This is a genomic window from Cupriavidus sp. FW305-27, from assembly GCF_058787995.1.
Genome location: NZ_JBYTAG010000005.1, coordinates 23,463 through 39,365, shown reverse-complemented (window position 1 = coordinate 39,365; position 15,903 = coordinate 23,463). Strand labels below are relative to the sequence as shown.

The window sequence follows — 15,903 nt, the reverse complement described above, 5'->3', positions numbered from 1 at the left end:
CGGCAATCCCTTGCCGCCATCCCGAACCATACGCAAACCATTCTGCCCCCGGAGCAAGCCGTGTCCCATCCGTTTTTTGAACGCCACCAGGCGCTGCTGGAACAAGCCACCCAAGCCATTGCCGAGCGCGGCTACTGGAGCCCGTTCAGCGAAATGCCGAGCCCCAGGGTCTACGGCGAAACCGCCAACGCCGACGGCAAGGCTGCCTTCGAGGCCCGCCTGAACCGCCCGTTCGCGCTGTCGCAGCCGGGCACCGTCGGCCAGGCCGGCAAGGAAGTCTCGCCCTACGGCGCGGAACTGGGCATCACCTATCCGAAGCCCGACCTCGACCAGCTCTTTGCCGGCATGGCCGAAGGCATGCCGGCCTGGCGCAAGGCCGGGCCGGAAGCCTGGGTCGGCGTGTCGCTGGAAATCCTGCAGCGCCTGAACCGCCGCAGCTTCGAGATTGCCTACGCGGTAATGCACACCACCGGCCAGGCCTTCATGATGGCCTTCCAGGCCGGCGGCCCGCACGCGCAGGACCGCGGGCTGGAAGCGGTGGCCTACGCCTGGGACGAGATGCGCCGCATTCCGAAGCAGGCCATCTGGGAGAAGCCGCAGGGCAAGAACGAGCCGCTGCGCATGGAGAAGCGCTACAGCGTGGTGCCGCGCGGCGTGGGCCTGGTGATCGGCTGCTGCACCTTCCCGACCTGGAACGGCTATCCCGGCCTGTTCGCCAGCCTGGCGACCGGCAACGCGGTGGTGGTCAAGCCGCACCCGGGCGCGATCCTGCCGCTGGCGATCACCGTCGAGGTGGCGCGCGAGGTGCTGCAGGAAGCCGGCTTCGACCCCAACCTGGTCACGCTGGTGGCCAACGACCCGACCGAGCGCATGGCGTCCACGCTGGCGCTGCGCCCGGAAGTGCGCCTGATCGACTTCACCGGCAGCAGCGCCAATGGCAACTGGCTGGAGCGCAACGCGCACCAGGCCCAGGTCTATACCGAGAAGGCCGGCGTCAACCAGATCGTGATCCACTCCACCAGCGACTTCAAGGGCATGGTGCGCAATATCGCGTTCTCGCTGGCGCTGTACTCGGGCCAGATGTGCACGGCACCGCAGAACATCTATGTGCCGAAGGGCGGCATCGACACGCCGGAAGGGCACCTCAGCTTCGACCAGGTGGCCGCGGCGATCGGGGAGGGCGTGGTCAGGCTCACCAGCGATGCGGCCAAGGCGGTGGAGCTGCTCGGCGCGATCCAGAACGACGGGGTGGTTCAGCGCATCGAATCGTCGCGCGCACTGGGCGAGATCGTCGCCGACAGCCGCGTGCTGGAGCACCCGGAGTTCCCCGGCGCGCGCATCCGCACGCCGCTGGTGCTCAAGGTGGACGCCAGCGACGAGGACAAGATCATGCAGGAATTGTTCGGCCCGATCTCGTTCATCGTCGCCACCGACAACACCGCGCACAGCATCGCGCTGGCGCACCGCGGCGCGAAGGAACATGGCGCACTGACGTTGTCGGCCTACACCACCGATGCCGGCATGGCCGAGGGCATCCGCGAAGCCGCCGAGGACGCGGGCGTGGCCCTGTCGCTGAACCTGACCGGGGGCGTGTTCGTCAACCAGTCGGCCGCGTTCAGCGACTTCCACGCCACCGGCGCCAACCCGGCAGCCAATGCCTCGCTGTCGGATGCGGCTTTCGTCGCCAACCGCTTCCGCGTGGTACAGAGCCGTTCCCATATCTGATGCAGTCGCAGTACCCGGCGCCGGCCCCCAATAGAAATGCGGCGCAATCATAACGATGATGGAGTAGACAATGGTTCAACGCATCCCCAACCCCAACGAGCTGGAGCCGATCGAGCGCGCCAGCCGCGACGAACTGCAGGCGCTGCAGCTGGAACGGCTGAAATGGAGCGTGCGCCATGCCTACGACAACGTGCCGCATTACCGCAAGGCCTTCCATGCGGCCGGGGTGCATCCGGACGACCTGCAGTCGCTGTCGGACCTGTCGAAGTTCCCGTTCCTGACCAAGCAGGACCTGCGCGACAACTATCCCTTCGGCATGTTCGCGGTGCCGCGCGAGAAGGTGGCGCGCGTGCATGCGTCGAGCGGCACCACGGGCAAGCCGACCGTGGTCGGCTATACCGCGAAGGATATCGATACCTGGGCCAGCGTGGTGGCGCGCTCGATCCGCGCCGCCGGCGGCCGCGCCGGCGACCTGGTCCATGTCAGCTATGGCTACGGCCTGTTCACGGGCGGCCTGGGTGCCCACTATGGCGCCGAGAAGGCCGGCTGCACGGTGATCCCCATGTCCGGCGGACAGACCGAGAAACAGGTGCAGCTGATCCGCGAGTTCGAGCCCAACATCATCATGGTGACGCCGTCATACATGCTGAACCTGATCGAGGAGATGGAGCGCCAGGGCATGGATCCGTCGGAAAGCTCGCTCAAGGTGGGCATCTTCGGCGCCGAGCCGTGGACGGATGCGATGCGCGCCGAAATCGAGGCACGTGCCGGTATCGACGCGGTGGACATCTACGGCCTGTCTGAAGTCATGGGGCCGGGTGTCGCTTGCGAATGCATCGAGAGCAAGGACGGTCCGGTGATCTGGGAAGACCACTTCTACGCCGAGATCATCGATCCGGTCACCGGCGAGGTGCTGCCGGATGGAGAAGAGGGCGAACTGGTGTTCACGTCGCTCACCAAGGAAGCGCTGCCGGTGATCCGATACCGCACGCGCGACCTGACGCGCCTGCTGCCGCCCACCTCGCGTTCGATGCGCCGCATCGGCAAGATCACCGGCCGCTCGGACGACATGCTGATCATCCGCGGCGTCAATGTGTTCCCGTCGCAGATCGAGGAGCTGATCCTGAAGACGCCGGCGCTGGCGCCGCAGTACCAGCTGGTGGTGACCCGCGACGGCCACCTGGACAAGCTGGAAGTGCGCGTCGAAGCGCGGCCCCGAAGTTCGGCACCCCTCTGCGCGGACGACCGCGCGATGCTGGAGCGCGAGCTGAAGGACCAGATCAAGACCTACGTGGGCGTGACCACGCGCGTGCAGGTGGTGGATGCGGACGGCATCGAGCGCACCACTGTGGGCAAGGCGCGGCGGGTGCTCGATATGCGGCCGAAGTTCACGCACGAGCAGCCGGTCGGGGCGATCTGAACGTATCGCATGAACTGACAAGCCGCTGCATGTGTGCTCCCTCTCCCCATGCGGGGAAAGGGAGCACACCGCCGGAAGAGTTCAAGTCTCAACGAATCACCCAACGATGGCACCCACCCAGAGGCGCCACGCCCACCCTTGCGCCAAAGGAGACCACCATGGACGCGCGACAACTGGAAACCATCCAGAACCACCCCGATTTCATCCGGCTGACCAACGGGCGGACCCGCCTGGGCTGGTCGCTGACGCTGGTCATGCTGGCGATCTACTTCGGCTTTATCCTGCTGCTGGCGTTCTCGCCGGCCACGCTCGGCACACCGCTCGGCGCGGGTGTGATGACGGTGGGCATTCCCGTCGGCGTGGCGGTGATCGTCTCGGCCGTGCTGCTGACCGGGATCTACGTGTACCGGGCCAACCGCAACCTGGATCCGCTCAACGAACGCGTGCGCAAGGAGTGCCGGGCATGAAACCCGCCAACCGTTACCTGTGCGCGGCCCTGCTCGGGCTTGCCAGCATGGCCGCCGCGGCGGCCCCCGCCATCCAGGGCGATGCCGCGCCGCGGCCGCTGAACTGGAGCGCCATCGTGATGTTCCTGCTGTTCGTGCTGTTCACGCTCGGCATTACCCGCTGGGCCGCGCGCCGCACGCGCTCGGCATCCGACTTCTATGCCGCCGGAGGCGGGCTGAGCGGCTTCCAGAACGGCCTGGCCATCGCCGGCGACATGGTCTCGGCTGCCTCCTTCCTCGGCATCTCCGCGATGATGTTCGACAAGGGCTATGACGGGCTGATCTACGCGCTGGGCGTGGTGGCGGGCTGGCCGATCATCCTGTTCATCGTCGCCGAACGGCTGCGCAACCTTGGCCGCTATACCTTTGCCGACGTGGTGTCATACCGGCTGGCGCAGAAGCCGGTGCGGATCACCGCCGCCTGCGGCACGCTGACGGTGGTGATCATGTACCTGGTGGCGCAGATGGTCGGCGCCGGCAAGCTGATCGAGCTGCTGTTCGGCACCAGCTATGAGTCCGCCGTGGTGATCGTCGGCCTGTTGATGGTGCTGTATGTGATGTTCGGCGGCATGCTGGCCACCACCTGGGTGCAGATCATCAAGGCCGCGCTGCTGCTGGGCGGCGTGACCTTCATGGCGGTGATGGTGCTGGCGTACTTCGGCTTCAGCCCGGAAGCCATGTTCGCCGGCGCGGCGAAGGTGCATGACAAGGGGCTGGCGATCCTGTCTCCGGGCGGGCTGGTGTCCAATCCCATCGATGCGATCTCGCTGGGGGTGGGCATGATGTTCGGCACCGCGGGCCTGCCGCACATCCTGATGCGCTTCTTCACGGTGGCAGACGCCCGCGAGGCGCGCAAGTCCGTGCTCTACGCCACCGGCTTCATCGGCTACTTCTACGTGCTGATCCTGGTGGTGGGCTTCGGTGCGATCGTGATGGTGGGCGCGGATCCGGCCTACCGCGACGCGGCCGGCAAGATCATCGGCGGCAGCAATATGGTGGCGGTGCACCTGTCGCACGCGATCGGCGGCGATTTCTTCCTGGGCTTTATCTCGGCGGTGGCGTTCGCGACCATCCTCGCGGTGGTGGCGGGCCTGGCCCTGTCGGGCGCTTCCGCGGTCTCGCATGACCTGTACGCCAACGTGTTCCGCCGCGGGCAGGCCAACGAGAAGGACGAGATCCGGGTGTCCAAGGCGGCCACCCTGGTGATCGGCGTGCTGGCCATGGTGCTGGGCGTGATGTTCGAGAAGCAGAACATCGCCTTCCTGTCCGGCCTGGTGCTGGCGATCGCGGCCTCGGTCAACTTCCCGGTGCTGTTCCTGTCGATGTTCTGGAAAGGCCTGACCACGCGCGGCGCCGTGGCCGGCAGCCTGGCCGGGCTGGTGTCAGCGGTGGCGCTGCTGGTGCTGGGCCCGACGGTCTGGGTGGGCTTCCTGCATCATGACAAGGCGATCTTCCCGTACGCCAACCCGGCGCTGTTCTCGATGACGCTGGCCTTCGCCAGCGCCTGGCTGGCGTCGGTGCTGGACCGCTCCACCCAGGCCAGCACCGAGCGCCAGCGCTATGGTGCGCAGTTCGTGCGTGCGATGACCGGGATCGGGGCTGCCGGGGCGAGCCAGCATTGATCCGGGGGGCAGGGCCGCGTAGCAGCAACGCTATTCGGTCAGTGGTTTCTGCGGCAGCCGCGCCGGCGGGCGCGGCTCTTCCCCGGTAATGGCGGTGAACTCGCCGCGGGTAAGGTTCTGCTTGTCGCCATTCGACAGGTGCAGGACTGCATAGACGTCGCCTTCCTCCTCCGGCAACACCCGCACGCTGATAATGTGGTCGGGGTTGAGAAAGAAGCCCGGCCTCAGCTCGATAAGATGCCCGGGCATGCTCTGTTGAGGCGGCGGAGTCTTCGCCGCTCGCGCAGCGGAGCCGTGCCCTCGGCGTGGGAGGTCCGTGTTTTCATCAGGTGGGGGCTTCTTCTCCATTTGCCAACTCCTGCTATGGCCCGGGCACGGGCATTACTTCAACAGACCGTCATGCAGTCGCCGTCGCAAGCCGGCAGCTTCGGCAAGCAGCGTTCCGGCGGACCGGCCTCGTACGAGCACACCAGATAGGCACGGTGTACCACACCGGCGTCTTCCGGGAACAGGAAGTCGCCGATCACGACCGGTCTCTCGTCGCTCAGGTACGGGAACGGGTACTCGATCACACCATGGAAGAGGCACGGCCAATCCTCGCTGGCCACGCAGGTCAGGAAGAAGCGGTCGCAGCACGCTTCGCCGTCGTCCTCGCATGTGCAGTCGCGATCTGGCACGAACTCGATCTCATGGTTGCGCGCGCCGCTGCAGCCTTGGGCCTCGAACCACAGTTCGACGCGGCGCATGCGCACCGGCCGCTGGCCCGGCAGGTACGGGAACATGCCGCGGCTCATGCGCAGCGTGAGCGCACGCGTGCAGCCGGGCATTTCTGCCGCCGGCACGGCTGCCTTGAACCGCTGCCACGCATCGGCGAAGTCCTGCTTCCAGTCAAAGAAGCGCAGCCCCGCGCCGGGCAGCAGGCAGGACGCGGCGGCCCAGCTTGCCTTGCGCAGCAGCGCTCCGCCTTCGCGAGCGGTGTAGCTCAACTGGACGATCAGGTCGCTTACCGTGTCAATGTCGAACGCGTTGGTCTCGATGGGCAGCTCGATGCGCCAGCGGCTGACCGCCCCGGCGTATTCGAACGGCAGGTAGCGCTCGTCGCGGAAATTGAGCTCGAACAGCCCCGAGTCGTTCTGCCCGGTGGAAGTTGCGATCGCTTCGGTTGCGCCATAGCGCTTCACGATGCGCGGATCATCCCTGGTCGCCTCGTAGCGCCGGCGCTCGCAGCAGCCGCAGGTGCATTCGCCAGGGCAGCAGTCTTCGACGTCGAGCAGCGTGGGCTCGATGCGGGTCGCGCTGCTCAGCAGCGTCAGCTTGCAGTGCACGCCCGTGTAAGGGCCCACGACAGAGGGGATGGTCAGGCTGACGCTCTTGACGCGGCGCAGGTAGTGTCCGGGGTATTCGCGGTCGAGGCGCCATTCGGGAATCTCGATCTCGCACATGCCTGTCGCCTTCAGCTGCAGGAACGCGAGCGGAAAATCAATCCGCAGCGACAGCCGCGTCACCAGCTCCTGCTCGCGCCGGTTCTGGTCGTAGTACGCCTTTTCCATTGCGCGCAGCGACGTCGACAGCCGCTCGCCGGCCAGCAGGCCTTCGTGCAGACCGTCCCAGATATCCGGTGGCAGTTGCGTCTGCGTGGTCAGCTCGCGTTCCAGCTGGAACGCGCGTTGTGCCTGGCGTGCCCAGCACCAGGCGATCTCGAACATCTGGTGGTGCAGCGCCGCTGTCTCCTGCTGCAGGAACAGGTAGAGCGCGTGATTGGTGAACTTGTCGCGCAGGAAGTCCTGCAGCTCCGCCGCCTGCTGCTTCTGCTGCACCAGGTTGTTCAACTGGCGCAGCGCCACGCCGCGGCGCCGCTCGGCGCCAAGGATCTGCCGCTCGATCTGCTGGATCTCGATATCGAGCACCGTGACCTGGAGGATCCAGTCCGCCTCGCGACGGTCCCATCCACCCTCGGTCAGTGCCAGGCCGGCCTGCGTGCCGTTGATATCGGCAACCGTGTAGAGAATCCTGGCGGCCGCGGCGAACGCGTGGGCCAGCTTGGTGCCGATCGGCATCTGGAACACCGACACCGGGGTGGACGCGATCCCGGCAACGCCGGTCGTATTGTCCGGAATCAGGTTCATGACCTGGCCGACACCTTCCACGATGTTGCCGGCGGCGCGCGTGGTCATGGAAACGCCGGTCAGGTTCTGGTAGGCCTGCTCCTTCGGGATCAACCCATTCGCGATCAGGTCGCTGTAATATTGCCGCCGCGCCTGCGCCCCCTGCTTGGTCTTCTGCAGTGCCTGCACCTGCCAGTCCGCTTCGCGGAATTCCATGCGGCGGATCTCCTCGGTCAGGTTGAGGAGCTGGCGTTCGTGCGCGGCACGCATGGCCGCGAGGAACTCGGCATCCCCTTTCTCGAATGCGGCCTGCAGCTCGGCGCCAAACGTGCGGACCTCGTTCGCCGTCTCCACCGCGCGCTGGATGAGGAAGGGGAAGCGGTACGGGCTGGGCGGACAGCAGCAGCCGTCGTCGTCAAGGCAGTTCGCGGCCGCGGTCTTCCATCCGCGCCGCACCGGATTGTCGCCCCAATATGAGGTATCCAGATTGGGGACGCCGCCCGCCAGCCGCGCCTTCGTCAGGCAGCGGTGCAGGGCGTCCAGCTGGTCGGCGACGCGGTCGTAGATCTCCATCAGGCGCGGGTTGAGCGGGGCGAACCGCGGGATAAACGCGGTTACCGTCTGCGCTTTGGCGCCATCATCCTGGCCGAAGATCGTGCGCGGCCGCTCGCCGAGGAATCTCGAGAGCGTGTCGAGGCGCAGCCGCGCCATGGCGTAGCCCTCGGGGGAATGCCGGCACATTGCCGCCTGCGCATGCTGAAGCAGCGTCTCGAGATACGCCAGGACGACGCTTCGCTGCCGGGACGCAAGCTCCGTCCTCACCAGTGTGTCGCAGCACGGATCCTGGCCGGTGCGCATGCGACCGCGCGTCGACGCCGCCGCGCGCGGGGTCGATGCTGCGGCAATGCCGCGGCCAGCGGGCTGTGGGGTATTGGCCGGGGTATTCGGATTTGGCTCGTTCGAGCCACCGGGAACGTTGGTCCCGGGGATCGTCCCGGTCGACGGCGGCTGCGGCGTGCGGCAGGTCGCCCAGCGCAGGTCCTTGTCGCCAGGCGCGAAGTAGAGCTCGTACCATTTCAGGGCTGCCTCGAAGCGGCAGTGGGCGCGCAGCGTTCCGGCGACCGTCATCGCGGTCGAGTAGAGCGAAGGCTCAAGCGGGGCGCCGGAGGTGAAATAGACGAAGAACGGATATGCCTGCAGCAATGGAGCGAGCGGTGCCGGCGCCAGGGGCGTCGCGATCACCTCGGGCGTTACGACGGCGGTATCCGGCGTAATGTCGTAGCGGAAGCCCCACGGCGACGGGTCCGTATGGCCCGGCGGGAGCGCCGCCGCGTTCGTGATCCGGAACCGAAGGGAGTCAACCTCGCGGCCCAGGAATTCGAGCTGTGGCTCGCCGCCGGCAGGATCGACATGCGCGCCGTCGTCGATGATGCGCGGGGTCTGGAATTCTCCGTTATGCACGCGGCACCATGCGAGCTTCACCATCGGCCGCAGCGGCCAGGCCAGCAGCTGCGGCAGGCGGTCACGGCGATGCCAGTCCGAGGTCATGTCGGGCGGCACGACACCCCAGTCCGGGTCCTGGAACAAGGATGGATCGGCGGGATTCAGAACACCCGGATCGTAGTACTCGGAGTTCACCAGCCAGAAGTAGTACTCGTCCATGACCGGCGCATGCACGCGTCCGCACTCGGCACAGCACACCGAGCCCGACGTCTCCGGCAGCATGAACGCCGACGTGGCGGGCGGCTCCCCGGCAGCGGCAATGCGCAGGAACCGCGTGCCGAGGCGGACCGCCGCCTGCAGCCAGAGCGGAAGCTGCGGAGACTCAGCGCCGGGCGGTGTTCCTGTGGACGCGTTGGCAGGCACCGTAGCGGCGAGCATGCCGCGAGCGGCCCCCGGGACATTGTTCGTCGTGCCCGGGGTCGGGCCGGCAGACAGCTGGAGCTGCGACGGCGCCAGCCAGCTGGGTCTCGCGTGGCGCTCGGGCCGCCCCATCAGCCCGAGGTTCTCGGGCTGCGGCACCTGCTTCAGATGCGACGGGTCGCGATGCTGCAGCGCGGTCAGTGACGGATGGGCCGGCCAGTAGGGTCCGGGCCAGTACTCCATGCCGCCGGGTTGCGGCGCGGTCAAGGTGGCGCGCCGCAATTCGGATTCGAGGAAGCGGAACGCTTCGGCCTGGAGCGCGCGTTCGTGCTCGGTCCACTCGACGTAGTTCTCCTGGTACAGCGTGCGGCGGCGGCAGGCCTGCCAGATGTGGAAGGTCACAAAAAGCCTGTCCCATGCCGACGCAAACGCCGGGGTCACCACGAAGGTCGGCTCCTGCGCCAGGCGTGCGCGTTCCACGAACGACTGCACCGCCGTAACCGCCTCTTCAATGCGGCTGATCTTCTGGCAAATGCCAGCATCGACGTCGACCAGCAACAACGCGCTGAGATCCTTCGCCGACGTCGCGAACGCGCCTGGCACAAACGGAAGCGGGACCCGGTTCATTCCGGTGAGATACGCGACCAGCGCGGTGCGTCCCCGCTCGCGCAGCAGGTTGTTGAGGTGCTCGATGTCGGCGTAACGCAGCGGGTTGCCGCGCTCGATCATGCCGTCGCGGTAGAACCTTGTCAGGTTCGCGTTGCCGCTGGCCATTGCCGCCGGCGCGCTCGCTGCCCAGGCATCGGGCTGTGCCTGGGCGAGGTCGCGCGGAACGAACGCCTTCAGCAGCCGCCTCACCCACGACGCGGCATGCCAGACGCGGATTGCCCAGCGATCGTCCGACAGCCTGGCCCAATCGACGGATACGCCGTCGTGGAATTCGAGGACAAGCGCGGCATGATCCATGTCGACGCCAAGGTCCATCAGCAGCGGCACGGGATCGGCGGGCTGCTGGTTCGACGCCTCGACGAAGCAGAGCCACGCGAGGCGCTCAGCCCGTTGCTGGACCGCCCGCCGCATCACCGTGTAGTCATGGACGCGCTCGAACCAGTCGAAGAGCGCCTGCCGGCGCTTGACCGACGGCGTCGCGCGCTGGTCGAGCGGCGCCGGTGGCTTGCGCTCCGGATCGCCATTGTAGGTGTCGCCAACCGGCAGGAAATTGAAGTCCAGATACGCGCGGTGCGATGTATACGGGGTGCCGGGAACGTAGGTGAAGCCGGCAAACAGGCCTGGCGACGACAGCATGTACTCGGCCTCGGAAACGTTTGCCCGCGCCACCAGGCGTGCCGACAGTCGCAGCCGGTGGCAGAACAGCAGCGCCTTGAATGCGCGCTGGTAGGTGCGGCGGATGTCGCGCAGGCTGCTGGTGTACTGCAGGGCCAGATACGCCTTTGCCGACGGCACCGCCGCCTGCGCGCTGGTCAGCTCACCCGGTGAGACATCGCGATACAGGCGCTCGGCCGGCAGCTCCGCAATGCAGTCATCGGTGTCCGGGCCCTGGTACTTCACCGTGAAGCCGGTGCGGGCGCGCGCCAGCTCCTGCTTCTCGTCGAACTCGGGTGGCGATTCCTCGAAGTCGATATCGATGAAGTAGGCGCCGCGCTTCAGATGCAGCGGGCCGGACGCACGGTCCGCCGCCGGCTCGTCCGCCCAACCGTAGTTCAGCAGTCGGAACGTCTTCTGGCCGCGCCGCAGATTGACGCGCCATTTGTTGTGGCTGCACGCCTCGAAATCGGGCGCATCGCAGTCCGGTGCCGGTGCGCCGGCGAAGAATGTGTACGTGCCCGATGTCTCGACGATGAGCACGCCGGTCCAGCGTGCGGTGTAGCCTTCGGCGCCCGCCAGCGGCTGCCCGTCTGACTCGCGGATCGCCAGGCCGTTGCGCAATACGGCGAACTTCAGTGCCGCCGGCGGCAGCGTGAAATCCAGGTCCGGCACGACCCCGGGAAGCGGCGCATTCCAGGCGTTGCCCGCCTGCGAGAACGCCGTCATCGGTCCGCGCAGTTCGGGCCATGAACTCCCGCTCGCGCCTTTCACCTCGCCGAGCAGTCCGGTGCCGGTAAGGCCGGTCAGGGCGGCAAAGGCACCGCCCGCTGGCAACGGCCATGAGAAGCTGGCGGGCGGCTTGCCGTTATCCTGCTCCCACGCCGACGCTGCCTTGTTCTCGTCGCCGAGCAGGCGGCGGAGGATCAGCCACGCCAGATCGGCTTCCGCGTCGGTGCCGTCGGAGGCGTAGCCCACATGTGCGGCAAGGTGCTCCGCGACGATGTGCGCGCGGCGTGAGAACTCCACGAACGCGCAGCGGAAGTATTCCCAGCGCCGGGTCTCATCCGCTTCCTGGACCAGCGCTTGTTCAGCGGCGGCGAGGCTGGGGAACAGGAACGAGAACCGCGCGAGCTCGGCACGCGGGGCGAAGTACAATTGCTGCACCGCCTTGCGCTCGGCGTCCGTCAACTGTTCGATCGCATTGAGCTTGAACAGCACGTCCTGGTCGAGGAGCGGCAGGGACGTCGCCAATTCCTTGGCGACGGCATCGTACTGGAACGGTCCGGGATGCGGGTGGTTCCACATGCTCGCGACGGTGGCCCCGAGGGCTGAGCGATACTGGCGCGCCTGCGGACTGACCGGAAATCCCGCGTCAGCAAGCATTCCTGGGAAGAAATGCTCCCCAAGCTCGCGCAGCGGATCGGTGCCCGGCGCAGGCTCGTACCCGAAGTCGGTCCGCATCGCGGTGACGAGAGCGGTCCAGGTCAGCGCGGCGATTTCCTCTTCCGTTGCGTGGACGTCCAGCAGCTTGCGCCGCAGGCACCACAGGTCGTGCGGATGCCCTTCCTCCGGGAAGTCGAACGGCTGATCGAGCGCTTCGTTCTTGTCCTGCTGGCAGAAGGGATCGTCGCCGTCGAGATGCTGGTCGACCGAGAACAGGTACAGCAGCTCGCCGGTGGTGAACCACGAGCCATAGACCTTGGCCAGGATTTCCGTGAAGCGCAGGGTGCCCGACGGTTGTGCATTCCACGGCCTCGCGACCGGATCGAAGCCGCTCAGCAGCGACAGCGTGTCGAGGTTGTCGCGCAGGATCTTGATGAACTCGGGCGGACGATGGCGGCGGTGGCTGCCCGGACGCCGGCCGGGCGCGTGCTCGCGCTCGGCGCGGTCCTCGATACGCCCGAGCAGATGGTCCACGGCCCAGTCGAACGACGCGGCGGGCGCGGCGGCCCACAGGCCAAGCAGGCGTGTGCGAGCCGATCCGGTTGCGTCCGGTGCCGCGTCCGGGTCGGTGCCCAGCGCGAGCCGCCAGTCGTCTCGCAGGATCTGGAAGGCGGCCAGCTGGCGGATGAACACCGGGTTGACGTTCGCACCCTGGAACAGGCCGAGCACCAGACTGATGTCGCGCAGATCCGCAAAGCTGTAGCCCGCGCCGGGCAGGCACCTGAGCGATCGCCACAGGCGGATGAAGACGATCAGCCGCCGCAGCGCATCTTCAGGCGCCTGCGGATTGACGAACTGGATGACGAGATCTTCCGGGCAGCACGGTTCGCAATCCGGGAATCCGGCATTCGGCGTCGTCCCCGTGGCGCCCGTGGTCCGCCCGGCAGCGGTCCCTGACGCGGCCGGTTGCCGTTCAAACTCGACAAACCTGGCTTTCCAAAGCTCGAGGAACTCGCAGTAATCCAGCCCTGTGCGCCTGAGGAACTCCGGCACATGCACGACGATCGACTTCCAGTCGACCCCGTTGATCGTGGCCGACGGGAAGCCGTACATCTTGAGCAGGTCGGCCGGGCCGATTGGATCGACGTACAGCGTCTGGTACTCGTCCGGGGACAGGCGCAGGTACTCGATTGCCAGCTCGATCCGCACCGGATACCGCCACAGATGCTTCTGGAAGTCCGCCGCCTCCTGCTTCGCGTCGATCGCGAACTCGGTGATCTCTTCGCGGAACGCGCGCATGGTCGCGAACCGCGACGTTCCCATGCCGCACAGGTACGTGCGCGAAATGTCGAGCGGCTGCGAGTAGGGCAGCAGCGGCGAGGAAAAATCGCCGGCGAGCTTCACATAGGCGCCGGGCTTCTTCACTGGCGTTGCCGGCGTCGAATGCTCCGGCAGCGCGGCGAACAGGGTATTCGGCGCGTGCCCGGTGCCGTCGTCCGCGTCGGCGGGTCTTAGCGCGTGCCCGCCCAGCGTCGTGGCGCTGGTGTCATAGACGACGCCAGGAGCGCCGTTGTCGGCGAGGTCCTCGAGGTTCTCATTGACGATATCGATCAGCGGCAGCGTGGTGTGGACGTTTGCGGCGGTGGCGTGAAGGCTGCCGAGCGCACCACGGCGCGGCGCGACCAGGTCGGCGAGCGTGGCGCCGGTTGCCGCCGGATGCTCGCATGTGGCGCCGATGCCGGTCGCGAGCAGATCCTGCAGATACGTCACCGGCCCGAGCGGCGACAGGTGCCATGGCGGGATGCAGTTGATGAGCGATCCGTCCGGATTGACTGGCGTGAACGGACCGGGAAGCGCCGGCGGTGCAGCGCCCGTCGCGCCGCCGGCCGCGGCCTGGATTGCCGCGGCAAATGGATAGACCACCGTTCCCGTCAGCGCGTACTCGAACTCGGCGGCCGACAGCGCCTGGATTTGCGCCCGCGAGGTGAATCCGCGCGCGTAGAGCGCTTCGAGCAAGGAGAACTGCAGCGCCGCCGGCCCGACACCGGTGGTCGCGCGCAGCAGCTCGTCGATGGTCTTGAGCGCGTCAAGCAGCCACGCCTGCGCGGCCGCATCGCTGGGGAACACGGCCTGCAGCGCGTTCACGATGGCGGGCGCGCCCCAGTTCGCCACCGGAAATGCAAAGCCGGGGGCGGCCGCGAGGAACGCAGCGAAGGGATCGCCGGCGGCGAGCGGAATCGACTGCGCGTTTGCGATCGCGCCCACAGACGGCGCCGGCGCGATCGACAGCACTTCAAAATACTTCCGCAACTGGCGGATGAACGCCTCGACCCGCTCCGCGGGCGTGCCAGGGTTGGTGAAGTCCGGAAGCAGGCCAACGTTGGCGGGGAGGAAGAAGGCGTGCCACTGCTGGACCGTGCGTGCCTTGAGCTGGGCCACGTTGGCGACCGGGATGCCCTTGATCGCGGCGATCAGCGCGGCCGATGCCGGCGTGACCGCAGTCTGCTGCGTGATGACGGCGAGTACCAGGTCGAGGTGCCCGGGTACCAGCGCGGCCGGGAACGGGCTCTGTTGCCAGAACGGGTCGATCGACGGCACCATCTGGGCCAGCCATGCCGTGACCAGCGCGTTCACGTTGGCGTTGAGCGGACAGAGCGGGGCGCGCTGCACGCGGCCCCGGCCGATTGCGGCGAGCCGGCGCGCCGCGTTTTCGGGCGTCGTGGCCGGGGCGGCGATGATATTGGCGTCCAGCGCGGCCTTGATGGACGCAACGATGCGCGATTCGTCATCGTCGGTGGCCATCCGGTAGCGCTCCTGGGCGGTGACGTTCGTCGCCAGGACCGCCGAGAGCGCATAGAAGTATTCGGCAGGAACCTGGAAATCCAGGACCAGCCCGCCATCGTTCACGATCACGACGTCTGCCCGACGGAACGTTGCGCCCGGGGCCGGCGGAGGGCCGGGTTCCACCGGGAAGCGCAGGCCAACGCGTCCGGGGTTCGCGCTCTGCTGTCCGGACCACACCGCGGCTGACGCGGCGAAGACGTACTGCGCCAGGCGATCCGCGTTGGCGTTCTGTAGTGCGTAATACCCGAGCAGGCTGGCTTCATACTGCTTCCGGTCCATGTCCGCCTTGTCGCGCTCGTCGGCGCTCCACGACGTGTCGGTCGGCGGGCGCGTATACATGTCCTCGAGCCGGCGGTTGTTCGGCCGCTCAGGCGGAGGCGCGATCTGGCGGTTCCAGATGATCTCGCGCGAGACCTGGCGCGACTGCGCCGCGGTCAGCGGGCTCCGGTTGGCGAGCGTGGCGCCGCCGCCCGGGTCCTGCGCCAGCACCTTGTTGATCGCATTGCGCAGCGGCACGAACTTGGGCGGCGTGCCGTCGGGCGGCAGCTCAACGAAGGCGGCATTCGGATCGAGCGCGACCGCGGGGTCCGGCAGCGTCAGCACGACCGCGGGGGGATCGACGCCGATGTAGGTCAGCGGATTGTTCGAGAGCGGTGCGTTCGGCTCGACCTTCACGTTGAAGTCGAGCCGCTCGTAGGCAACGAGTTGCGTGCCCTGCCTGATCTCGAGGCGCAGATCGGTCGTGTTGAACTCCGCCGCGGGCGGGGTCAGCTCGATGATCGCCGTCGCCACCGCTTCAAGGCGTACGTCCGGGAATGGCGGCGCGGGCAATGGGTTCACCTGCACCGGATATACGGAGAAGTGCTGCACGATCCGCTGGTTGGCGGGATTGAATGCCGGGCCAACCGCATTGATGCCCGCATTCGGGATCCAGGCGCCCTGTGCCTGCCCGACCAGCGTGCCATCGGTGGAGTTGCCGAACGACAGGTCGAACGCACGGATCGTCAGGTTGTTGAGATAGCTCGTGAAACTGGCGCCGCTGGTCGGCTTCATTGGCACGAGGCGGACGAGGATGACTTGTGGCATGACGCATTCCCCCTATAACACTT

6 protein-coding genes are annotated in these 15,903 nt (G+C 67.2%); 4 read left to right on the top strand and 2 right to left on the bottom strand.

Annotation, left to right across the window (positions count from 1 at the left end; all coding sequences use genetic code 11):
* Positions 1 to 60 precede the first annotated feature (60 nt).
* The 4 genes from paaN (at position 61) to AC3WRI_RS03495 (ending at position 5,273) form a co-directional block, all read left to right on the top strand.
* Complete coding sequence (gene paaN / locus AC3WRI_RS03510; RefSeq protein WP_010809325.1) at positions 61 to 1,725, top strand: phenylacetic acid degradation protein PaaN; 1,665 nt, start codon at positions 61 to 63, stop codon at positions 1,723 to 1,725.
* 70 nt (positions 1,726 to 1,795) lie between these two features.
* Positions 1,796 to 3,145, top strand: a complete 1,350-nt coding sequence (gene paaK / locus AC3WRI_RS03505) for a phenylacetate--CoA ligase PaaK (protein ID WP_492292590.1) — start codon at positions 1,796 to 1,798, stop codon at positions 3,143 to 3,145.
* 158 nt (positions 3,146 to 3,303) lie between these two features.
* Entirely contained in the window at positions 3,304 to 3,612 is a 309-nt protein-coding gene (locus AC3WRI_RS03500; protein ID WP_492292588.1) for a DUF485 domain-containing protein, read from the top strand.
* Positions 3,609 to 5,273: a cation acetate symporter gene (locus AC3WRI_RS03495; RefSeq protein WP_011617181.1), complete on the top strand. Its 1,665-nt coding sequence runs from the start codon at positions 3,609 to 3,611 to the stop codon at positions 5,271 to 5,273. Before AC3WRI_RS03500 ends, AC3WRI_RS03495 begins: the two co-directional genes overlap by 4 nt.
* Positions 5,274 to 5,303: 30 nt before the next feature.
* Here AC3WRI_RS03495 and AC3WRI_RS03490 read toward each other — a convergent pair whose 3' ends face one another.
* Together AC3WRI_RS03490 and AC3WRI_RS03485 are read right to left on the bottom strand one after the other, a co-directional pair.
* Positions 5,304 to 5,621 (bottom strand): hypothetical protein, encoded by a 318-nt coding sequence (locus AC3WRI_RS03490; RefSeq protein WP_011617180.1) that lies wholly within the window; start codon positions 5,619 to 5,621, stop codon positions 5,304 to 5,306.
* Positions 5,622 to 5,659: 38 nt separating this feature from the next.
* Positions 5,660 to 15,880 (bottom strand): Tc toxin subunit A-related protein, encoded by a 10,221-nt coding sequence (locus AC3WRI_RS03485; RefSeq protein WP_492292586.1) that lies wholly within the window; start codon positions 15,878 to 15,880, stop codon positions 5,660 to 5,662.
* Positions 15,881 to 15,903 lie beyond the last annotated feature (23 nt).

Excerpts from the sequence above, each read along its gene's own strand:
- AC3WRI_RS03490 (WP_011617180.1), bottom strand. The coding sequence starts at position 5,621 with ATGGAGAAGAAGCCCCCACCTGATGAAAACACGGACCTCCCACGCCGA.
- AC3WRI_RS03495 (WP_011617181.1), top strand. The coding sequence starts at position 3,609 with ATGAAACCCGCCAACCGTTACCTGTGCGCGGCCCTGCTCGGGCTTGCC.
- AC3WRI_RS03485 (WP_492292586.1), bottom strand. The coding sequence starts at position 15,880 with ATGCCACAAGTCATCCTCGTCCGCCTCGTGCCAATGAAGCCGACCAGC.
- AC3WRI_RS03500 (WP_492292588.1), top strand. The coding sequence starts at position 3,304 with ATGGACGCGCGACAACTGGAAACCATCCAGAACCACCCCGATTTCATC.
- paaK (WP_492292590.1), top strand. The coding sequence starts at position 1,796 with ATGGTTCAACGCATCCCCAACCCCAACGAGCTGGAGCCGATCGAGCGC.